Here is a 21,148-nt window from a genome sequence, read left to right as displayed (position 1 = left end):
ATTCTTCCCTTCCCTCCACAAGGGTTTGGCACGATCGGCGGTATCGGCCGTCTGACGGCCTATTCGAAAGGTCCAGTGACCATCGAGGCACGAGACCGATGACGACGGGGTGAGAGACGTCCGTTTCGGGTCGATAAGGGATCATTACGCGCGCTCGCGATGCGTGTGCGAGATCGACACCTACGCGATCGACTAGGTCAGGAACACTCAGTAGTCGTCTCCAACCGCAATTATTGTTCGGTCACTCGACCTCGAAGCGAGTCGGGTATGGGCTGTTGCTCGAGGACACCAGCGATAAATATAAGAGGTATGATAGTAAGTGAGGGGCGAGAAATTTCGGTCAGCACTCGGAGTAGTTCTCGAGAGCGAGTGTGCCACGAGTTGTCAGACATCGAAGGAGTGAGATTCGAGGTAACATGGAACAGGATACGAAGGGTGAGATCAACCTAGCCCCCCACCCCTTCGTTTCAGGTGGAACGCTACGAAGGAGGGGGTGGGGGGAGGGGGGGTCTCTAGAACGGGAACCTTTATTTCCATGGGCCAGAAACTCGGTCCGTAGCACTAGCAAAACTAGATTTTTACTAGAGATGTTGGTTCTAGTTGCTAGTTCCTACTAGAACAGCCTCTCTAGACGGCTCGAGTTACTAGAGACGTCGTTCGACCCGAAACTCACCGGTTGACGGTCTGTACTGTCCGTTTGAACGGGATCTCGGGGTCGCTACAGAGTCTTTCCACCCGAACAATACCACTCCCCCACCCCCACGATCGCGACTCTCCACCCGAAACGAAGGGGTGGGGGGCTTCCATCGGATCTACGTACGTTCCTAGTATGATGTTTGAACTCACACTAGTATGCCGATCTATAGCGTCCCTCATATCGTGATATCTGGTACCGATCAACACACACTCGATAACTGACGCGTATTCGCTGTGTCAGTCTATCACTGTATGCAATGCTCCGTCGCGGTTCTCGAGTCGCCATCCGACTGATCCGTAGTCACAGTCCCGGCTCCGATCGACCCCCTGCTTCGACTCGAGGCAGCCATCGATCAGTCGAGGCAACTATTTATCGGTCGAGGTAGCCATTTATCGATCCTACTAGTACGTTTATCGGTTCCGCTAGTATGATCTCCCCATCTGTCCGTATAACTCCGTTTCGTTGAATAGTCTACACGTCTGACGTAGGCTTAAGTGGGTTCGGTTTGTAGTACGCGCAGATGCACCACCCCGCGGTGCTGGAGGGCCCCACAGATGGGACTGTTCACAGAACTCAAAGATAGTATCTCTCGGGTTACGGATCGCCTCTTCTCGGAAGAGGAACCCAAACGAATCGGTATCTACGGTCCGCCGAACGCAGGAAAGACGACGCTTGCCAACCGAATCGCTCGCGACTGGACGGGTGACGCTGTCGGTGCCGAAAGTCACATTCCACACGAAACGCGACGCGCACGGAGGAAGGAAGGCGTCGAGATCGAGCGCAACGGCAAGTCGGTCGAGATCGATATCGTCGACACGCCCGGCGTGACGACGAAAGTCGACTACGAGGAGTTTACCGACGAGATGGAGGAAGACGACGCCATCCGTCGCTCCCGCGAGGCGACCGAAGGGGTCGCCGAAGCCATGCACTGGCTCCGCGAGGACGTCGACGGCGTCATCTACGTCCTCGACAGCGCGGAAGACCCGATCACGCAGGTCAACACGATGCTGATCGGTATCATCGAATCTCGCGATCTCCCGGTTCTTATCTTCGCGAACAAGATCGATCTCGACGACGCCAGCGTCAAGCGCATCGAGGATGCCTTCCCGCAGCACAAGACGATTCCCCTCTCGGCAAAGGAAGGCGAAAACATGGACGAAGTCTACGAGAACATCGCGGAGTACTTCGGGTGAGTATCGATGCCAAAAGCAACTAACACGGACGACCCGGAGGGTCCCGACGGTGTCCAGATCGATCTGATCAGCGGCGAACGGATGGAGAACATGGCCACCATGGAGAAAATCCGGATGATCTTAGACGGCGTCCACGACGGCAACATCGTCATCCTCGAGGAGGGGCTGACCCCCGACGAGGAGAGTCGACTCATCGAGGTGACGATGTCCGAGATCAGTCCCGACGAATTCAACGGGATCGAGATCGAGACCTATCCGAAATCCAAGGCGAACGACTCGTCGCTGCTCGGCCGGATCATGGGCAGTGAGGAGTCCACGGCGAAGCTGACCGTTATCGGTCCGGCCAACCAGATCGAGACGCTCCACAAGGACGAAACGCTGATCAGCGCGCTCGTATCCCGAGACTAATGCCACACGAATGCACGAACTGCGGCCGGACGTTCCCCGACGGCTCCAAGGAGATGCTGTCGGGCTGTCCCGACTGCGGTGGGAACAAGTTCCAGTTTGCACCCGCCGCGCGGGCCGCGACCGGCTCGAGCGAGTCGGCCGCTACACAAACGTCCGATTCGGCTGGGAGTTCCGGCGGGAACGCGGCCGGAACGGCCGACGATGCCGGAACTGTCGAACGCGCCGCAGAGACCGTTCGTGACTGGGTCTCGTCGGGGACGAGCCGGTCCGGGAAGGCGTCGGCGACCGACGCCGACGAACCGGGAGCCAATGACGTCGACTCGATGACCGCCAGCAGCGATCCGGCCTCGGCCGCCGCGGCCGCCGGATCGACGCCGACCGACGGGACGCGACGAGACCGGTCGACCGACGATCGAGCGGAGCGTTCCTGGCCCTCGAGCGACGAATCGGCGGACGGCGCTGAGACGCCGGCCGGCGAGTTCGAGGAGTGGCCGGAGACGGCTCGTCGACCCGAGGATCGCTCGCCGCCGGAAGCGGACGCGTCCTCGAAATCGGCATCGACATCGGAAACGGACGCGTCCTCGGCATCAGCATCGACCTCGACGTCGACGGTGGACGCGTCCTCGGCGGCCTCGAGTGCGACCTCGGCGGCCGAGCCCGCCGACTCGCCGGGCGAGTCGATCATGGCCGACAGCGAGAACGACGCGCAGGCCGACGCTCGAAGCGAGGTCGTCTCGACGAACGATCTCCCCGACAACCCGCCCCAGCACGATCAGGGACCGGACACCGCGGCCAACGCGGACGACAAGACCCCGCCGAGCGACGGCCGGGTCGTCAGCGAACCGTCGGGAGAGCAGCCCTCGATCGAGGAGCTCCGCGAGGAACTCAACGAGCAGTTCGAGAGCATCAAGATCGTCAGTCCGGGTCAGTACGAGCTCAACCTGATGGAACTCTACAATCGCGAAGAGTACATCATCTCCTTACAGGAGGACGGTCGGTACGTCATCGACGTCCCGGACTCGTGGCGAGACGGCGAAGAGTAACGACCGGCGCCGTCGCGACCGAGTCCCCTTCACCCCTCCCTTTCGAGTGCAACCCACGGTTCACTACCGCTCTTTGGATATGACATTGGTATTTCGGTTCCACATGAAATGATGGTCTGGGAACTCAATGGTGGGGCGAGAATAATTCCGAACGGCTACGTGGAAGACTCGAGTGCCGTCACCGACGGCGAAACGCCTCGATAGCGGTCCGTTGCCGGGAGAGAAAGATGGATTTAAGCGACGCGCTCGAGTTGGCTTCCGTATGAGCACCCCAACCAAGATCGTTCTCACCACGATCGCTGCATCGGCACTGCTGGCGCTGCTGGTCGTCGCCCAGACCACTCTCGCCTGATGTTTACGGCTCGCGACCTCTCGAGTCCCGTCGAAGCGGTTCGCGACGAGTACGTACCGGACGTGCGGATCGTCGACTGCGAGCGCGATTTCGAGACGTTGCCGCCCGCTCAGGCCGAAGAGCTGGGACTGTTCGCCGACGCCCTCGAGCCGGCGAGCTATCCCGCCGACTGGCTGCCGGCGGACGCCCCGAAGCTGCTCGCCCGGTACGCGAGTTCGGATTTCACCGTCGGGATGCCGGGCGACGGCAGCGTCGTCTGGACCCGCCAGACCGATCCGCCGACGGTCATCGTCAAACCGCGCGTCGAGGGGTCGCCGGAGCCGTTTATCGACTTCCTGCTCGCCGAGGCGCTCGTCGAGCTCGACCTCGAGGTCCCCGAACACTTCATCGGCTTCTTCGAGGAGGCGTATCCGGATCTGGACCGGGCGGTCGCGCTCGATCCGAACGGCACCTACCAGGTGGCCGCTGCGCTGTACGACGGCTGGGTCGGACTCCAGAGCCGGGAGGTCTTCGCCGACTGGCACGACGACCACCCGGAGCTGGCCGACGCGTGGCAGGATGCGGGCACGCAACTCGAGGATCGGGTCTCGGGACTGTCGCGGGCGGTCGCACGCGGCGAGACGGAGTTCGCCGACGCGACGGAACTGGCGTGTGCGGCGATCAAACACGCTATCGAGCTACCGGCGCCGTTCGCGGCGCTGGACACCGACGCTTACCGTGATCACGGCCCTGAGTACGCGATTCGCTGGGCCGAGAAGACGTTCGACTCGCTTGCGGACTGAGCGTCGCACTCCGCTCATCGTCTCGACTCGTTGTCTCCGATAACCACGTCCGGACCGCCGAATCGAGTGACGTCGGCGGGCCGTCCTCGACTCGAGTCGCTCTCGACGGTCGCCCAGGGACGGATCGAGAGACGGAAACGGCCGGGGCCTTCTCGACCGTCACTGCATCGCGACCGAGCAGCGCGCTCTCAGGTGTGTTCGTACGGCGGAATCTCGGCTTCGACGACGTCACTGAGCAGTTTCAGCTCTCGACCGAGGAGAACGACGAAGTCGTCGAACGCGACGATTCCGGCGAGGTTCCCGTCCGCGTCTGTGGCGGGTACGCGCCGAACGTTCGTGTCCTCCATGGTCCGGAGGACGTCGAAAATTCCGCTGTCGATGTCGACGGTCACGAGGTCCTCGCTCATCACGTCGGCGGCGGTCACCGAGGTGGGATCTTCCCCGCGGGAGACCGCCTCGATCGTGATATCGCGGTCCGTGACGATCCCCTGTGGCTGCTCTTCCTCGACGATGACGACGCTGCCGACGTCCTCATCGTCCATGAGCTCGGCTAACTCGGTGAGCGACGAGTCCGGAGACGCGCTCACAACCTGTTCGCGGACGATCGATTTGATTTCGGGCATTGTCTTCACCGTTCCGTCGCCGCGATGGGACTCACGGCGACAGGCGCGCCTTCACCGAACGGTGTGATAAATCTCTATTGCCGTCGATCTGTCGTTCATGATGGTCAACATCCGTGCTCCGTGACGGGCGCGTCCGGAACCGCTCAACGATCAGGGGTCCGGTTCCCAACGAGGCACAGACCGACCGGTCCCTCGAGTCGTCCAGTGGCGACACTCACGAACCCGTTCGGGAAAATCCGCGCGACCGCTCAGAACTCGGCGTCGACGCTGCCGTCCTCGTCTAAGTCGATGACGCCGTCGAAGCGCTCGCGGAACTGCTCGACGAGTTCCTCGTCGTGGGGTTCCTCGGAGACGTGGAAGAGGCCGATGGCGTCGTACTCCTCGAGGAGGTCGAGGATGCGCTCGACGGCCTCGAGGGCGGCCTCGTCGCCGGCGTAGTAGGCCAGTTCGGTTACGGAGTCGAAACTGAGGCGGAGTTTCCCGTCGTGGGCCTTGAGAAAGCCGTCGATGTGCTCGACGATGCCGTCGATGTCGTCGGGGGCGGCGACGTAGTGGACGGTGTCGCTCTTGCGCCGCGAGTAGCCGTGTTCGATGCTCAGCGTGTCGAGGATCTCGGCGCGGTCCTCGTCGACGTCGTAGTACTCGAGTTTCTGTTTGACTTCGCGCGCGGTCGTTCGCGTAGAGACGACGAGGAAATGGTCGGTATCGGTCTTGAGAAATTCGGTGTCGATGCGGTCGGTTTCACCTGTGCTGGGGTGGAGAAGGAGCACACCGGTGCCGCCTGGTACCGTTTCCGGGGTGCCATCTATCTCAAGCGTATACTCCATATTGGCGTGAACAACTTTCGGCACCGACTTAATAGTGCGGATATTTGCGGGGTTCTCGCTCGCCGCGCGAAAAGACGACCCACGGAAGGGTTCGCTCGGCCACGATCCGATGCCCACGGATTTCGGCCGACCTAAACCTCTCCGTTCATTTCTATTTAGGCTAGCCTAAAAAGCCTGTCGGTCGATCCGGAATCAGCGGTTCGAATCGAACCACCGTCTCCTCGAAGCGGCGTAGACCTGCCACCGATCCGCCGCGGTGCCGAGTCGAACACGTTTTCCTCGCTCGGTGTGAGAATTCGCGTATGAGCGTTCGCGAGGAGTTCGACGAGTGGGCCGCGAGCGGCCGAGACAGGGGCATGGAAGACCGCCACTGGCACACCGCGAAGCACGCGCTCGCGCGGATGCCGGTCGAATCGGGCGACGTCGTCCTCGATCTGGGCTGTGGCAGCGGCTACGCCGGCCGCGCGCTGCGGGACACCAAGGACGCGGGCCGCGTCTACGGTCTCGACGGCGCGCCGGAGATGGCCCGCAACGCCGCGGAATACACCGACGATCCGGCGGTCGGATTCCTCGTCGGCGACTTCAACGAACTGCCGTTCGCCGACGACTCGATCGACCACGTCTGGTCGATGGAAGCCTTCTACTACGCCGCGGATCCACAGCACACCCTCGAGGAAATCGCCCGCGTCCTCCGACCCGGGGGCACCTTCTACTGCGCCGTCAACTACTACGAGGAGAACGTCCACTCTCACGAGTGGCAGGAGTTCATCTCGATTGAGATGACCCGCTGGGACCGCGACCGGTACCGCGAGGCCTTCCGCGAGGCGGGACTGCACGTCGCCGAACAGGACAACATCCCCGACCGCGAGATTACGATCCCCGCCGAGGCCGAGTTCCCGACCGACGACTGGGACACCCGCGAGGAGATGGTGGAACGCTACCGGGAGTTCGGCACGCTGCTGACCGTCGGCGTCGCGCCCTGATGACGTTCCGCCGACAGCAAGCCATCTCACTGTAACCCGATCAGCCGACGTGCGGTAGCGCGTGCTGGACCGCGGTGAACCAACGGTGAACCGCGGACCGAAACCACGCGAGGGATGAGCGAGTGAACGAGTGAATCGGTTGGGGAGGGTGTGGCGATTCCCCGGTGCCACGATAGCAGGACGCATTCATTTCCACCCGCCCTTCGCTCGTCTCCATCCGTTCTTAATTCATCCCTCTAAAACATGGTATCCGTTCCCGTACGCCCCCGTTTCGACTCGAGCTATCCGCCGTTTGACAACCCCTTCGCTTCAACTCGAGACGCGGCGCCGGCTATCGATTTCCGAACTGTAACTCGACCCGAAACTGTCCGTGGGAAACGAGGTCACACAGCAGCCAGGTGTACGTCGCCGTTACTCGAATCGCTCGCCGGCCGGAATCGCCACCTCGAGCCAGTTCTCCTCGGGCGGCAGCGGACAGTCGAAGGTGTCGCTGTAGGCGCAAAACGGAGTGTACGCGAGGTTGAAGTCGACGACGAGTTCGTCACCGTTCGCGAGGTCGCGATCGGCCGACAGCTCCATGTACCGGCCGCCCTCGTAGCTTTGCTGGCCCGTGGTCTTGTCCCGGAAGGGGACGAACAGCGGCTCCTCGTTGGGGCTCTCCAGCTGGTAGGCGTTGAGTTCGAACGTACCGTCCTCGAGTTCCTCGTCCGCTCGCTCCAAGGCAAACTCGAGCGTCGCGACTCGCAGATACCGCATCTCTCGGCCCGCGGTCGTATCCATCAGGACGACCTCAGGGTCGTCGTGGACCGTCGCGGTCGCGGCCACGCGGTAGTCCGGATCGGGATCGAAGTAGTCCAGACCGTCGAACTCCTCGCGCTCTTCGGGCGGGATCGGCGACTGCGGGTGGTCCGCGAAGAACTCGTCTTTCTCGTCGCGTTTCGACTCGAGCTCCTCGCGCCACTGATCGACGTCGTCGAGCGTGCTCATACCGTCAGTTAGGCGTCGAGACTGGAGTGGGTTGCGTTTGTCGCCGACGTTCTCCCCGAGGTTGTCGCTGACGCTCACCCTCGACTGAGGACCAGCGCGATGCCGGCTACAATCGGCACCCAGAGCACCGTCGTGAGAATCAGTTCGGCGACGGAACGGGTTACACCGCCGGTGCCCTCTCCGACGTAGAGAAACCCCGCAGCGAGCGTGACGAGGAGCAGCGTGAGGAGCGCGTTCGTCGTCCGCCGGTCGCGCCCCAGCGATCGACTCGAGTCCGACATCGGTCACTGGTAGTTGGATAACCGATAAATTACTTCTCATACCAAGACGAAAACGATGGCCAGACGCGTTTCCCGCCGCAGTCGTCTCGACACGCCTCCGCGACCATGACTGCCCACCCGCCTCTCGACCCTGTGCTTTTGGCGTCACGGCCCGTTCAGTTGCCACTCTCGGCTCGATCGGTCGCGGCCGCGTTACTCTGTGATCGTCAGGACACCGTTCTTCGCGGAGACGTCGCTGGCCTCCGGTGGGAGTTCGAACTCGAACTGTTCGCCGTCGGCGACGATGATCGCAGTCGAGCCGAGAACGTCCATCTCGAGGTCCGCGGCGGCGTTCCCGAAGTCGACGGCGATGACGCTGCCGTCGTCGTACTCGAACGTGCGGATGACCGCATCGTCTCGCTCGACGTTTTTGAGGGAATTGGGGACCTTCATTGTGTACCCGTGGGTAGGAGCCGAGCGAATTAAAGGGGCACGCCGGCAGCGTCCGGTTACCCGCCGTCGACGTAACGCTTATCGAAATTCCAGCGAACGCACCAGTATGTCACGGCGTTCGCGCCGGCCGCGACGGTTTCGACGGTCGCGGCGGGCTCGACGGTCTCGAGCGGAACCGGAACCGAAACCGAGGACGAACGCGGAGGCGAGCCGACGGCGATGACGGACCGCAGTCCACCCGTCGTCTTCCTCGGCTCGCTCGCGGTGCTCTCGGCCGGCGTCGTCGCGGTCTCTCGGCTGACCGGCGTCAGCATGGTCGTGCTCGCGCCGTTGTACATGTTCACGCCGATGCTCGCGGGGATCACGACCTGTCTCGTCGGCCCGCCATCGTTCGAACGGGCCGGGCTCCGCGTCGGCTGGGGACGGCTCCGCTGGCTCGCGGTCGCCGCGGTCGTGCCGATCGCACTCGTGTTACTCGGGACTGCCCTCTCGCTCGCCGTTCCGGGCGTCGAGTTCGTTCCCGACGCGAACCCGCTGACCGGCGAGGGGACGGATTTCGCACAGACCCAGGGCGGCGAACCCGTCGGGCCGTCGCTTCCCGGCTGGCCGCTCAACCTGCTCGCGACGATCGCCGTCGCGATCGGGGTCGGCGCGACGTTCAACGTGCTCTTCGCCCTCGGCGAGGAGTTCGGCTGGCGCGGCGTGTTCCTTACCTCGCTGTCGCCTCTCGGCTTCTGGGGCGCGTCGGCCGTCATCGGACTGGTCTGGGGGCTGTGGCACGCGCCGGTCGTCCTCGAGGGGTACAACTTCCCGAACGAACCCGTTCTCGGGGTCGGTGCCATGACCGTCGCCTGCCTCGCGATGTCGCCGGTCTACACCTACGTCACGCTCTCCGCGCGGTCGGTGCTGGCGCCGGCGATCTTCCACGGGACGTTTAACGCCTTCGCGACCACGCTGGTCGTCTTCGCGCAGGGCGGGTCGGAACTCGTCGTCAACCCCGTCGGCCTGATGGGCGCGCTCGCGTTCGGGATCGCCGCGGTCCTCATCGCGCTCCGCGGGGCGCCGGAACTCACCGCCGACTGGGCCGTCGCCGGCGACGACGCTGCGGGCCCAGACGTTGGAGACGGCGATCACGGCGGCGACGCGGGGACGCCCGAGTCATCGACCGGCGAGGCGTGAGCGCCGGCGTTTCACCGTTCGCCGATAGACCCGACGTTTATGGCGGAAGCCGCGGCCACTGTACTCCGTCAGGGATATGCACCACCATCACCGAGTAAGCGAAGAATGACCGACTGGCGCTCGATCTTCGGCCACGAACGCCCCTACGACGAGCAGGTCGACGGCATCGAGACCGCGATCGACACTGCTCGAGACGGCGGCTACAGCGTCGTCGAGGGCGCCTGTGGCACCGGAAAAACGATGATCGCGCTGACCGCGGGGATCGACCTCGTGCGCGATCCCGACACCGACTACGAGCGCGTGTTCGTGCTCACGAGCGTCAAACAGCAACTCCACCAGTTCGAGGAAGACCTCGAGACGATCAACGAGAACCTCCCCGACGACTGGAACCCCGTTTCGGGGCTCACCCTCGTCGGAAAGGCCGACGTCTGCCCCTACAACCGCGCCGGCGCCGGCGGGATCGACGACGGCAACGTCTACGACCGCTGTGAGACCCTGCGTGATCGCACCCGCGACCTCACCGGCGAGGGCGGCGACACGACCGCCGGGAGCCTGACCGCACAGGCCCGCAGCCAGCAGATGGGACTGGCGGACAGCGGCAGGCAGGGCGGCGGGCCGCGCCTTCTCCAGACGGCCGGCGAGACCGCGCCGTACTCGCCCGACCTCCCGGAGTACAGCGACGGCGGCCCCGTCGACGTCTCGACGGAGTACTGTCCGTTCTACGCCCAGTATCTCGAGGACCTGCCGGAGGAGGGCAGCGACGGTGACGCAGTCGAAGCGGTCCCCTACGACTTCACCGAGGCGGGGATGATAACCCCCGAGGACCTCGTCGCCCGTTCGGTCTCCCACGGCACCTGCCCGCACTCGGTGATGGGCGCCGTGCTCGGCCACGTCGAGGTCGTCATCGGGAACTACTACCACGCGTTCGATCCCCGGACAACCGGCTCCTTTACCGGCGCCCTGCTCGACGACTCCACGTTCGCCGTCTGCGACGAGGCCCACATGCTCGAGCCCCGCGTCCGTGATCTGGTCAGCGACGGGGTCGCCGATCGGACCCTGCGGGACGCCGAGACGGAACTCTCGCGGGTCATCCAGCCGATCAAGTTCGAGCGCGAGGGACGGCGCGCCGAGGGCGGCTCCAAGACGGCCGACGCCGACCTCGTCCGCGCGGAACTGAACGACAGCGACGTCTCCTACGACGAACTCGAGCAGACCCTCGAGTTCGTTCGCGACCTCCGGAGCGAGCTCGACCGCCGGGTCACGGCGCATCTCGACCGGAAACACAGGGGGTGGCAGTCGAACCTCACCGACCTCGCGGACGACGAGATCCCGCTGCGCGACCCCGCGGAACCGGCCGAGGACGAACTCACGGCCTGGGCCCGCGAGGCGGGGTACGGCGACGCCGACTGGGTCCGCGCCGAGGCCGTCGGCGCCGTCGTCGAACGCATCCTGAACGAGGCCGAGGACGAGGACCGCACCCGCGCCGCGCCCGCCGTCGGTCGCGTCCTCGGCGAGTGGTACCGCCGGGACCACACCGACTACTTCCGCGAGATCGAACTCGAGCGCACCTGGGACGACACCGAGCCCGCCGACTCGTGGCGCCGCGCGTACAACGCTCGCCTCGCCTTGCACAACTGCGTCCCCAGCGACGCCATCGGCGAACGCCTCGGGATGTTCGGCGGCGGCATTCTGATGAGCGCGACCCTCGAGCCGATGGACGCCTTCACGGAGGTAACGGGGCTAGACTACCTCGAGCGCGAGGAAGAGCGGCCGGTCGTCGAACGCCGCTACGGCCTGCACTTCCCCGAGGAGAATCGCGAGAGCTTCGCGGTCGCGGCGCCGAAATACACCTACGATAACCGCGGCCGGCCGGGAGAGGAGAGCGAGGCGCAACGCGCCTCGAGTGGAGCGGGCGATAGCCCGCGGAACCCGACGCGACGGCAGTACGTCGACGCCGTCACGAAGGTCGGCCGACTGCCGGGCAACGTCCTCGTCGGAATGCCGAGCTACGCGGAGGCCGACTGGCTCGCCGGCGTCTTGGAGGAGCGACTCGAGAAACCCGTCTTGCTCGACGCCGCCAGCGACGACGAGACGACGCAGGCGCTCAAACGCGAGTTCTTCGACGGCGACGGGAAGGTCCTCGTGACCAGCCTCCGCGGGACCCTGACCGAGGGCGTCGACTACAGCGGCGACCGCCTCGCGGCCGCGGTGGTCTGTGGCGTCCCCATCGTCAACACCTCGAGCCCGCGCACGAAGGCCGTCCGCCGGGCCTACGACGACGAGTTCGGCGACGGCTTCACCTACGCGCTGACGATTCCCGCGGTGCGCAAGGCCCGGCAGGCCATCGGTCGCGTCATCCGCTCGCCCGAGGACGTCGGTGTCCGCGTGCTCCTAGACGAGCGCTACGCCCGCGATAGCTGGGACTCCGTCCGTCCGTACCTGCCCGACGACGGCGAGTTCCAGCCCGTCAGCCCGGACATGCTCGACGTCGGCCTCGAGCGGTTCCGAGGGCGACTCGAGCAATAGCCGGGACGACTCTCGACTCGGCGCTTCCCGATCGACTCGCGGTCACTCATTCCGACTCGGAGTCGGAACCAGGCCCGGACTCGGTCTCGGAGCCGAACTCGGACTCGAGTTCGGTGTCGAACTCGGATCCGGACTGGTTCAGCGTGATCGTCGTCGTTGTCGTTGTCGTCTCGGCGTACAGCGAGTACAGGAGAATCGTGAAGCCGGCGGCGATACAGCTGCTTTGGATCGCGACGCCGAGCGCGACGTTGTCGGCGCCGACGTGGGCGATCGCGCCGCCGATCGAGCCGACGACGATGACGCTAAAGCCGATGGCGACCGCTCGCAGCGCCGCCGACCCCGTTCGCCGGAAGGCCCGGTAGGCCAGCGCGGCGACGGCGCCGCCGGTGACGAGCGTCGCCGTGTTCGCGGCCGCGATGAGGAGCGTGTATTCGTCCATAGCTACGTGAGATCACTCGGTGGTCCCCGAAACGATCGCGAACCGTCGCCGTTCCGTCGATCGCCTCGCGCGAACCGGTGGTACGGAGTCCGCGGTTCTCGTACTTCAGTGACGCCGTCTATTCTCAGTCGGAAAGAACGGTGCGAAGACGTTCGGCGGATTTCGTCGGTGCCGGTCGCTCGAGGCTGACCGTCGCCGGCGACGCGCTGGTCGCATGAAACCGTCCGCTGTGGCGACGCACCGGTCGGCGACCCCGTCGCCCTCGCTGTTCCGCCGATCCGAAAGATTTTGTCACACCGGTGAGAGTCTCGGCTGTGACAGCGAACGCGACTGCGGACGACGACCGACGGTACGTGCTCGCGGGTATCGTCGCACTACTCGGCCTCGTTACCGGTGTAATTCTGCTCGACGTCCTCGGCACGATCATGTTTGCACTGACGGTCGCTTACGTCCTGTTGCCCGTCCAGGGCTGGCTCCACCGACGCGGCCTCTCAGAGTGGCTGTCGGCCGTCGCGGCGACCCTGCTGGGCTTTCTCGGCACCGTCGCCGTCTTCGCGCCGCTGGTCGTCGCGCTCTACTTCCGGTTCGAGCAGGTCCAGACGATCGTCGAGGAAGTCCCCCGCGAGGTTCCCGTCGCGGTGGCGGGCTACACGCACACGATCGACGTCGCCGAAGTCAGGTCGCTCGCGCTCGAGTCCCTCGGCGACGTGGCCGTCTCCTTCGCTGCGGCGCTGCCGGTGCTGGCGATCAAGTTCGCGCTGTTCGTCATGGTGCTGTTCGCGCTGCTGTTGAAAGCCGACGCCGCCGGTCGCGCGGCCATCGCGCCGGTCCCCCACGGCTACCGGGACGTCGTCTACGCGCTCGCGACGCGGGCCCGCGAGACGCTGTACGCGATCTACGTCCTGCAGTTCGCGACGTCGATCGCGACGCTCGCCGTCGCCTATCCGCTGTTCTGGCTGCTCGGCTACGACGCGGCGTTCACGATCGCCTTCTTCGCCGCGATCTTGCAGTTCATCCCGATGATCGGCCCCAGTCTGCTGATCGCGCCGATCGCGCTCTACCACGTCGCCGTCGGCGAACTCGTCGCGGGACTTCTCGTCGGCGTCCTCGGGATGGCCCTCGTCGCCTGGCTCCCCGACATCGCCGTCCGACCGCGACTGGCCCGCCGTTCCGCCGGCCTCCCCGGGAGCCTCTACTTCGTCGGCTTCACCGGCGGGCTGTTCACGCTGGGCGCCATCGGCGTCGTCGTCGGGCCGCTGATCGTCGCCGTCTTCGTCGAGGCCGTCGATCTGCTGGCCGACGAGGTCAACGGCGACGCGACGTTCGCTGAACTCGTCGGGTCCGACCTCGAGGAACCTCCGGGCGGCTCCGGCGACGCTAGACCTGGCACCGAGACCACGATGACGTCGCCGGAGGAGTCGGGAACCCGACCGGCCGACGACTGACCGAGTCGTCGATTGCAGGTCGCGGAGACGGACGCGGCTTCGTGACCTCCCATACACCCTGTCACTTTTTACCACGCCCGTCGTCCGTTCGGTATGGCTCCCGGCCGAACGCTCGCCAACGCGATCGTCGGCGCTATCGTCGGCGTCGTGCTCTCGTTCATCCCGCTTTCGCCCGTTCTCGGCGGCGTTATAGCGGGTTTTCTCGAGGGACCGAACGCCAGACAGGGAGCGGTCGCCGGCGCGCTCGCGGGGGCGCTCGCCTTCCTCCCGGTCGCCGGCTTCGCGATGCTCGGCCTCGGAGTCCTCGGGTTCGGAATGGGGATCGTCGAGGCGCCGATCGAGGGCTTCGCGATCGCGGCGCTGGCGATCGTCGGATTCGGGCTGGTTCTGTTCCTCTACACCGTCGGCCTGTCGCTGCTCGGCGGCTACCTCGGCGCGCTCCTCGCCCGCGAGTATCCCGACCAGCGGCGCCGGACCCAGGAGACGATCGGTCTCTCGTCGGAACGATCGCGATCATTCGACGCGAGCCGGCCGCCGGACGTCCGCGCGGACTCGCTGCGGAACCGCGATTCCGAGCGCGAGCGGCCCGGAGCGCGCGAGTCCGGCTCCGAATCCGAGACGGAGTCAGACACGGAACGCGACCGGGACGTCGACCCAGAACGATTCTAGGGAGACGACGTCGCCGATCGCCGCTTCCGTCACTCGTAGCGGAGCGCGTCGATCGGATCCGTCCGCGCCGCCCGCCAGGCCGGGTACAGGCCCGCGAAGATCCCGACGAGCACGCCGACGACGATCGCCAACGCGACGTACTCGAGGGGGTAGACCAGCGGGAGGTCGATGTACCACGCGCCCAGATAGCCCGCGACGAGGCCCAACACCGTGCCGAGGATCGCGCCGATGACGCCCAGAACCACCGCTTCGGCCAGAAACAGCCCCAGGATCTCACGGTTCTGGGCCCCGACGGCCTTCATGATCCCGATCTCGCGGGTTCGCTCGGTCACCGAGACCAGCATGATGTTCGCGATGCCGACCGAGCCCACGATCAGCGAGATCGCCGCGATGCCGACGATGAAGTTCTGGAGCAGGTTCAGCACGTCCTCGAGTTGCTGGAGCAACTCCGCGCTCGTCTGCAGTCGCACCTCGAGGCCGTCGTCGAGTAACGCGCCGGCGTCCGACTCGCCGCTCTCGAGGTAGCTCCGCGCGCTCGCCTTCGCTCGCTCGATCGCCGCGTCGTCGGTCGACTCCGCTTCGACGACGATCGCGAGGAACAGCGCGTCGTCCGCGCCGTCCGCGTCGTTCGCGCCGTCTGCATCGGTTCCGTTGCCCGAGTTTCCGTCGGTCTCGGTTTCGTTCCCGTCGGTGTCGTTGTTCGCCCCACCGGAGTCGCCGCTCGGGAACGACGCGGCGGCGTCCTCCGTGTAGAAGGGGTCGGTCGGGACGTAGACCCGCGGCGACGGCTCGAACCCTTCGAACGGGCTCAGTCCCTCGGAGCTCTCGGTGATGCCGACGACGGTGACGGTCGTCCGCTGGCCCCCCTGCAGGGCGATGGTCAGCTCGTCGCCGACCGAGACGTCCCCCTCGAACTGGCCGGCGACGGCCGGATTGATGACGGCCTCGCGCTCGCCCTGCTCGAACTGGCGGCCCTCCGCGAGCGTGTCCTCTCGGATATACGGGGGGCCGGCGGCCACGAGGGCGTCGCTCTGCGGTGATATCTCGCCCTCGTAGGCGAGGGCTTGCGTGGACAACGGCATGTAGCCGTAGGCCGCTTCGACCCCCTCCCGTTGCTCGATTTCGTCGAGATCGTCCTGGCTGAAGACCGGCTGGGCGCCCGCGAGCGGGCCGCCCTCGGTCTCGGGCTCGGCGGCCCAGCCGTAGACGTTGCGCCGGTCGTCGGGGCTGACGTCCCCGAGGACTCCCTCCTGTAGGCTCGCGCCGAGCGTGACGAAGGCGATCACCGCCGCGATGCCGATCACGATGCCCAGCGTCGTCAGCGACGACCGCAGTTTGTGGCCGCGGATCGACCGCCACGCCAGGCGCAGGCTCTCGAGCGCTCGCATCAGTCGTCCGCTCCGGAATCGGTTCGATCCCGACTCGAGGGGTCATCCTTTCGCTGGCCCTCGCTCTCGTCGAGGATCTCGATCCGTTCGATCTTCCCGTCGAGCAGGTGGACGATCCGCTCGGCGCGTTCGGCGACGTGGCGTTCGTGGGTGACGACGACCATCGTCGTCCCGGCATCGTGGAACTCTCCGAAGAGATCGAGGATATCGGCCTCCGTATCGGTGTCCAGATTGCCCGACGGCTCGTCGGCCAGTACGATGGCGGGATCGTTGACCAGCGCCCGTGCGAGCGCGACCCGCTGGCGCTGCCCGCCGGAGAGCTCGTTCGGCAGGTGGTCCGCCCGATCCGCGAGGCCGACCCGCTCGAGCAGGTCGCGGGCCCGCTCGCGGCGCCGTTCGCGATCGATACCCTGGAACAGCTGCGGGAGCGCGACGTTCTCCGTGGCGTTCAGCCGGGGCATGAGGTTGAACGTCTGGAAGACGAAGCCGACCGTCGTCCCCCGGAGGGTCGTCCGTTCGCGGTCGGTCAGCGCCGCCACGTCTTCCCCGTCGACGACGACGGTGCCGGCCGTCGGCGTGTCCAGACAGCCCACGAGGTTCATCAGCGTCGACTTCCCCGAGCCGCTGGGCCCCATGATCGCGGTGTAGGACCCGCGCGGAATCTCGAGGGAGACGCCGTCTAACGCGTGGACCGGTTCACCCAGCTGGTAGGTCTTGCGGACGTCCTCGAGGGCCACCGCCGTGCCGGTACCGTCGTCGGTAGTAGCGGCGGTGCCCCCGGTTCCCGATGTCGCCATACGGGGTCGACCACGGCCCCGCCGAAAAAGCTAGTACTAGCGGCGGATCGCGTCCACGAACTCGAGCCAGCGCTCGTGGTCGTCCAGCGTCGCCGAACGGGCTTCGGCGCCGAACCGCTCGCGACGGAGGCTCTTCCGGAGCCCGAAACGCTCGTTCCGGTTCTCGTTCCTCTTATTCGAGGGGCTCGTTCAACAGGAGAACGTATATGTGTATTGAATAGAAATACGATATTTAATATTGTGACTACAATTGAACTTTCCGACGTGACGAAGCGGTACGGGTCGGAGACGGCCCTCGAGGGGCTGGATCTCACGGTCCAGTCCGGCGAGATCTACGGCTTTCTCGGCCCCAACGGCGCCGGGAAGTCGACGACGATCAACCTGATCTTGGACTTCATCCGCCCGACAGCCGGCGAGGTGCGCGTCTTCGGCCTCGACGCTCGAGCGGAGACCCTCGAGATCCGCAATCGGACCGGCATCCTCCCCGAGGGCGTCGAGACCTACGACCGCCTGACCGGCCGCAAACACGTCGAGTTCGCCATCGAGTCGAAAAACGCCGACGACGACGCCGACGAACTCCTCGAGCGGGTCGGTATCGCCGACGCGGCCGACAGGAAAGCCGGCGGCTACTCGAAGGGAATGGCCCAGCGGCTCATGCTCGCGACGGCGCTGGTCGGCGAGCCTGATCTCCTCATTCTGGACGAGCCGTCGACCGGACTGGATCCCAACGCCGCCCGCGAGATGCGCGAGATCATCCGCGAGGAGAACCGCCGCGGCGCGACCGTCTTCTTCTCGAGTCACATCCTCGGGCAGGTCGAGGCGATCTGCGACCGCGTCGGCATCCTCCGGAACGGCGAGCTGGTCGCCGAGGACACCATCGAGGGGCTCCGGGACTCCATGCCCGATCGGACCCGGCTTCGCGTCGAACTCGATCGGGTCCCCGACGATTCCGGCGGGGCCCTCGAGGCGATCCGGTCGGTCGACGGCGTCTCCGAAGTCTCGGCCGACGGCACGACGCTCGTCGTGACCTGCGAGGATCGGGCGAAGTCGGCCGTCCTCCGGACGATCGAGGAGTTCGGCGTCACCGTCGACGACTTCGCGACCGACGAGTCCTCGCTCGAGGAGCTGTTTATGGCCTACACCGAGGGCGACGCTCGGGGGATGCGCCCATGAGTACCGTCACCGTCGCGAAAAAGGAGTTCGAGGACGCCGTCCGGTCGCGCAAGCTGATGGCGATGACGGCCGTCTTCGCCCTGTTCACGCTCGGCGGCGCGTACGCCGCCGCGCGGCTCGGAGAGTTTTTCGCGGAAATCGGCGAAGAGGGTGCACAGGGGACGCTCGATCTCGTCTTCGCCCTGCAGACGCCCGCGAGCTTTCTCGTGCCGATCATCGCGTTGATGGTCAGCTACAAGGCGATCTGTGGCGAGCGCGAGAGCGGGAGCCTGAAGTTCCTGCTCGGCCTGCCCCACACGCGCAACGACGTCATGTTCGGAAAGGTTCTCGGCCGCTCGGCCGTCGTAGCCGCGTCGATCCTGATCGGGTTCGCCATCGGGCTGGGCGGTCTCGTCGCCTTCGTCGGCGCCGTCTCGATCGCCGACTACCTCCTGTTTACCCTGGTGACGATGCTGTTCGGGTTCGTCTACGTCTGTCTGGGAATCGGCATCTCCTCGATGACGCGCTCGACGACTCGCGCGGCGGTCGGCGCGTTCGGACTGATCCTGTTCTTCTGGATCGTCTGGTCGATCCTGTTGCAGGTGCTGCTGTACGTCGTCGAGGACACGCTCATCCCCGAACAGTACCCCGACTGGTACATCGGACTCGCCTCGATCTCCCCGGACGCCGCCTACGGCTCCGCGCTGGGGGTCGTCCTCGACGAATCGGCGCTCACCATGGCCAACGCGTACGGCGTCGAGGATCTTCCGCTGGTCGCGGAGCCGTGGTTCGGCTTCGTCTGGCTCGCGCTCTGGGCGGTCGTCCCGCTCGGACTCGGTCTCTGGCGGTTCGGAAGCGTCGATCTCTGAGGCGGAGACCGTCGATCGACTCGAGAGTACAACGTTTTTCCCGTCGCCCCGCGCCGTAGTAGCCATGAAGACGGCAGGCGGTTCCGACGCGGCGAAGCGACGGGCCGGCGAACGCGCCGCCGAAGACGTCGCGGACGGGTTCGTCGTCGGGCTCGGCACCGGTTCGACGACCGCATACGCGATCGAGGCGCTCGGCCGGGCCGTCGACGACGGCCTCGAGATCCGGGGAATCCCGACCTCCTTCCAGTCGCGCCGACTGGCCCTCGAGGTCGGGATCGAACTGACGACGCTGGACGCGGTTGAGGGGGTCGACCTCGCGATCGACGGCGCCGATCAGGTGGCCGACGACCCCGCGGCCGACGGCTACGGCGCGCTGATCAAGGGCGGCGGCGCCGCGCACACGCGCGAGAAACTGGTCGACGCGGCGGCCGATCGGTTCGTCGTCGTCGCCGACCCCTCGAAACTCGCGCCGACGCTCGAGCGGTCGGTCCCGATCGAAGTCATCCCCGACGCCCACACGGTCGTCGCCGACCGCGTCCGCGACGTCGGCGGCGAGCCGACGCTTCGGGAGGCCGAGGGCAAGGACGGCCCGGTCGTGACCGACAACGGGAATCTCGTCCTCGACTGCGCGTTCGGGTCGATCGACGAGCCCGAGGCCCTGGCGACCCGGCTCTCGCGGCTTCCCGGCGTCGTCGAACACGGCCTGTTCGTCGGGCTGGCCGACGCGACCTACGTCGGGACGGAGGACGGCGTCGAGGTTCGCGACTACTGATCGGCGCTCGAGGACCCACCGATAGCGGCTCGCTCGCGGCCGTCGTCTTCCGGCGCGGTCCCGCGGCCCGCGAGCAGTCCGACCGCCAGATACAACGCACCGATTAGTCGCGTCGCCGGAACCACCCACGGTTTCACCTCGAGTTCGGTCGGATTCTCGTAGGCCGTTCGGAGGCCGAGTCGAAGCGCCGTTCGCGGTGCCAGCGCGAGGACGACGCCCAGCCCGGCGACGAGCGGTTCGAGAACGGCCGTCCCGTCGGACCGGCGGCCGGTCAGCCAGACGACCAGCAGTCCCTCGAGCCGACCGATCGGGAGCGTCCACGGTCGCAGCCGGCCGGCGTCGGGATTCTCGAAGGCGAGCCGCTCGGCAGGACCGACGATTCGTTCCGGAGCGAGAGCCATGAGCAGTCCGAAACCGAGGACGAGGTATCGTCGCATACGAATCGTTCTCGGGCCGGTCACAAAACGGTTCGCGAGCGGTCCGCTGCGGACCGAATCAGGGAGTGTCGAGAGTCGCTACGCCGTCGACTTCGGTTCGACCTCGGGCAGCACCTCGTCGCTCTCCGTCGCCTCCTCGCCGCGCATCGACAGGACGACGACGAGCAGGTAGAGCGCACCGAGGGCTCGAGCCGCCGGCTCGATCCACGGCTTCAACTCGAGGTCGTCCGCGTTCTCGTAGACGACGCGCTGGCTGAGTTCGATGATCGGCTGCGGGAGCAGTACCAGAACGGCGCCGGCCAGCCCGAGCAGCGCGCTGACGGCCGTCGTGCCCTCCCGACCGCGGACCAGCAACCAGACGAACAGGAGCCCCTCGAGGCGCGCACCCCACAGCGCCCGCGGGCGTAGCTCCGCCTCGTCGGGGTTTTCCAGGCCGATCCGCTCGCACATGTCCATGACCGGTTCCGGTCTGACGATCTCGAAACAGCCGAAGCCGATCAACAATTTCCGGAGCATCCTCGATCGGTCGATACCAGCGCCAGCGTCAAAAAACTCGAGTCGGCAACGGCTCGCCGCTCGCGGACCGGGAGCCGCCGCTACTCGAAATCTGTCGGCGATAAAAAACGCGTCTGTGGCGAACCTTACAGGTCGCGGGGCTGGACCGTCTTCCGGTCGTTCGCTTCGGCTCGTCGCGCAGCGTCCTCGAGAAGCTCGTCGACTTCCTCGTCGAGTGCTTCGTAGAAGTCCGAGGCGACGTTCTTGTCATCGAGCGCTTCCTTCACGGCGGCTTTGACGATAAGGTCTGCCATACGATTTACCGGTTCCGCTTTACCCAATATAAATGCTCTGGTTGATATCCGGAATACG

At 65.8% G+C, this 21,148-nt stretch carries 22 protein-coding genes and 1 pseudogene; 12 read left to right on the top strand and 11 right to left on the bottom strand.

Features of this window, described 5'->3' with window-relative positions:
• Positions 1–1,251 precede the first annotated feature (1,251 nt).
• The 4 genes from HTUR_RS18620 (at position 1,252) to HTUR_RS18605 (ending at position 4,475) form a co-directional block, all read left to right on the top strand.
• Positions 1,252–1,890: an Era-like GTP-binding protein gene (locus HTUR_RS18620; RefSeq protein ID WP_012944884.1), complete on the top strand. Its 639-nt coding sequence runs from the start codon at positions 1,252–1,254 to the stop codon at positions 1,888–1,890.
• A 6-nt stretch (positions 1,891–1,896) separates the two neighbouring features.
• A complete protein-coding gene (locus HTUR_RS18615; RefSeq protein WP_012944883.1) occupies positions 1,897–2,298 on the top strand; it encodes a DUF2073 domain-containing protein in 402 nt (133 codons plus the stop codon).
• On the top strand, positions 2,298–3,341 hold the full coding sequence (locus HTUR_RS18610; protein WP_012944882.1) for an OapC/ArvC family zinc-ribbon domain-containing protein: 1,044 nt from the start codon (positions 2,298–2,300) through the stop codon (positions 3,339–3,341). The genes HTUR_RS18615 and HTUR_RS18610 overlap by 1 nt, the downstream gene beginning before the upstream one ends.
• Before the next feature lie 351 nt (positions 3,342–3,692).
• Positions 3,693–4,475, top strand: coding sequence for a DUF7089 family protein (locus HTUR_RS18605; RefSeq protein WP_012944880.1), 783 nt, complete (start codon positions 3,693–3,695; stop codon positions 4,473–4,475).
• Between the two features lie 188 nt (positions 4,476–4,663).
• Here the strand turns inward: HTUR_RS18605 and HTUR_RS18600 are convergent, their stop codons facing one another.
• Both HTUR_RS18600 and HTUR_RS18595 read right to left on the bottom strand, forming a co-directional pair.
• On the bottom strand, positions 4,664–5,098 hold the full coding sequence (locus HTUR_RS18600) for a CBS domain-containing protein (protein WP_012944879.1): 435 nt from the start codon (positions 5,096–5,098) through the stop codon (positions 4,664–4,666).
• 248 nt (positions 5,099–5,346) lie between these two features.
• Positions 5,347–5,925: a DUF7090 family protein gene (locus HTUR_RS18595; protein WP_012944878.1), complete on the bottom strand. Its 579-nt coding sequence runs from the start codon at positions 5,923–5,925 to the stop codon at positions 5,347–5,349.
• Between the two features lie 302 nt (positions 5,926–6,227).
• On the opposite strand from HTUR_RS18595, the gene HTUR_RS18590 reads away from it, so the two are divergent.
• On the top strand, positions 6,228–6,908 hold the full coding sequence (locus HTUR_RS18590) for a class I SAM-dependent methyltransferase (RefSeq protein ID WP_012944877.1): 681 nt from the start codon (positions 6,228–6,230) through the stop codon (positions 6,906–6,908).
• A gap of 411 nt (positions 6,909–7,319) precedes the next feature.
• Here HTUR_RS18590 and HTUR_RS18585 read toward each other — a convergent pair whose 3' ends face one another.
• From HTUR_RS18585 to HTUR_RS18575, 3 genes are all read right to left on the bottom strand, one after another.
• Positions 7,320–7,895: a DUF1684 domain-containing protein gene (locus tag HTUR_RS18585; RefSeq protein WP_049941934.1), complete on the bottom strand. Its 576-nt coding sequence runs from the start codon at positions 7,893–7,895 to the stop codon at positions 7,320–7,322.
• 74 nt (positions 7,896–7,969) lie between these two features.
• Positions 7,970–8,176 carry a hypothetical protein gene (locus HTUR_RS18580; protein ID WP_012944875.1) on the bottom strand — a complete coding sequence of 69 codons (207 nt, stop codon included), beginning with the start codon at positions 8,174–8,176 and terminating at the stop codon, positions 7,970–7,972.
• A gap of 192 nt (positions 8,177–8,368) precedes the next feature.
• Entirely contained in the window at positions 8,369–8,608 is a 240-nt protein-coding gene (locus tag HTUR_RS18575; RefSeq protein WP_012944874.1) for a DUF7127 family protein, read from the bottom strand.
• Positions 8,609–8,827: 219 nt separating this feature from the next.
• Between HTUR_RS18575 and HTUR_RS18565 the strand changes: the two genes are divergently transcribed.
• On the top strand, positions 8,828–9,787 hold the full coding sequence (locus HTUR_RS18565) for a CPBP family intramembrane glutamic endopeptidase (protein ID WP_012944873.1): 960 nt from the start codon (positions 8,828–8,830) through the stop codon (positions 9,785–9,787).
• Between the two features lie 105 nt (positions 9,788–9,892).
• On the top strand, positions 9,893–12,313 hold the full coding sequence (locus tag HTUR_RS18560) for an ATP-dependent DNA helicase (RefSeq protein ID WP_012944872.1): 2,421 nt from the start codon (positions 9,893–9,895) through the stop codon (positions 12,311–12,313).
• A gap of 130 nt (positions 12,314–12,443) precedes the next feature.
• On the opposite strand, the pseudogene HTUR_RS18555 reads toward HTUR_RS18560, so the two are convergent.
• A pseudogene (locus tag HTUR_RS18555) lies at positions 12,444–12,752 on the bottom strand (DUF7521 family protein); the annotation flags it as partial.
• A 314-nt stretch (positions 12,753–13,066) separates the two neighbouring features.
• On the opposite strand from HTUR_RS18555, the gene HTUR_RS18550 reads away from it, so the two are divergent.
• Both HTUR_RS18550 and HTUR_RS18545 read left to right on the top strand, forming a co-directional pair.
• On the top strand, positions 13,067–14,197 hold the full coding sequence (locus tag HTUR_RS18550) for an AI-2E family transporter (protein ID WP_012944870.1): 1,131 nt from the start codon (positions 13,067–13,069) through the stop codon (positions 14,195–14,197).
• A 93-nt stretch (positions 14,198–14,290) separates the two neighbouring features.
• A complete protein-coding gene (locus tag HTUR_RS18545; RefSeq protein ID WP_012944869.1) occupies positions 14,291–14,866 on the top strand; it encodes a DUF5518 domain-containing protein in 576 nt (191 codons plus the stop codon).
• A gap of 29 nt (positions 14,867–14,895) precedes the next feature.
• Here HTUR_RS18545 and HTUR_RS18540 read toward each other — a convergent pair whose 3' ends face one another.
• On the bottom strand, positions 14,896–16,254 hold the full coding sequence (locus HTUR_RS18540; protein WP_012944868.1) for an ABC transporter permease: 1,359 nt from the start codon (positions 16,252–16,254) through the stop codon (positions 14,896–14,898).
• On the bottom strand, positions 16,254–17,051 hold the full coding sequence (locus HTUR_RS18535; RefSeq protein ID WP_012944867.1) for an ABC transporter ATP-binding protein: 798 nt from the start codon (positions 17,049–17,051) through the stop codon (positions 16,254–16,256). Before HTUR_RS18535 ends, HTUR_RS18540 begins: the two co-directional genes overlap by 1 nt.
• Before the next feature lie 240 nt (positions 17,052–17,291).
• Between HTUR_RS18535 and HTUR_RS18530 the strand changes: the two genes are divergently transcribed.
• The 3 genes from HTUR_RS18530 to rpiA all read left to right on the top strand — a co-directional run bounded on the left by HTUR_RS18530 (position 17,292) and on the right by rpiA (position 19,844).
• Positions 17,292–18,224 carry an ABC transporter ATP-binding protein gene (locus tag HTUR_RS18530; protein WP_012944866.1) on the top strand — a complete coding sequence of 311 codons (933 nt, stop codon included), beginning with the start codon at positions 17,292–17,294 and terminating at the stop codon, positions 18,222–18,224.
• Positions 18,221–19,072 (top strand): ABC transporter permease, encoded by an 852-nt coding sequence (locus HTUR_RS18525; protein WP_012944865.1) that lies wholly within the window; start codon positions 18,221–18,223, stop codon positions 19,070–19,072. The genes HTUR_RS18530 and HTUR_RS18525 overlap by 4 nt, the downstream gene beginning before the upstream one ends.
• A 64-nt stretch (positions 19,073–19,136) precedes the next feature.
• Complete coding sequence (gene rpiA, locus HTUR_RS18520; RefSeq protein ID WP_012944864.1) at positions 19,137–19,844, top strand: ribose-5-phosphate isomerase RpiA; 708 nt, start codon at positions 19,137–19,139, stop codon at positions 19,842–19,844.
• Here the strand turns inward: rpiA and HTUR_RS18515 are convergent.
• From HTUR_RS18515 to HTUR_RS18505, 3 genes are all read right to left on the bottom strand, one after another.
• Positions 19,838–20,281, bottom strand: a complete 444-nt coding sequence (locus tag HTUR_RS18515) for a hypothetical protein (protein ID WP_012944863.1) — start codon at positions 20,279–20,281, stop codon at positions 19,838–19,840. The genes rpiA and HTUR_RS18515 overlap by 7 nt on opposite strands.
• A 78-nt stretch (positions 20,282–20,359) precedes the next feature.
• Entirely contained in the window at positions 20,360–20,797 is a 438-nt protein-coding gene (locus HTUR_RS18510) for a hypothetical protein (RefSeq protein ID WP_012944862.1), read from the bottom strand.
• Positions 20,798–20,922: 125 nt separating this feature from the next.
• Positions 20,923–21,090 carry a DUF1931 family protein gene (locus tag HTUR_RS18505; protein ID WP_005578700.1) on the bottom strand — a complete coding sequence of 56 codons (168 nt, stop codon included), beginning with the start codon at positions 21,088–21,090 and terminating at the stop codon, positions 20,923–20,925.
• Between the last annotated feature and the right edge of the window lie 58 nt (positions 21,091–21,148).

This window comes from Haloterrigena turkmenica DSM 5511 (genome assembly GCF_000025325.1).
GTDB lineage: Archaea > Halobacteriota > Halobacteria > Halobacteriales > Natrialbaceae > Haloterrigena > Haloterrigena turkmenica.
The sequence above is the reverse complement of the archived record's forward strand: the minus strand, read 5'-3'. Positions and strand labels throughout refer to the sequence as shown.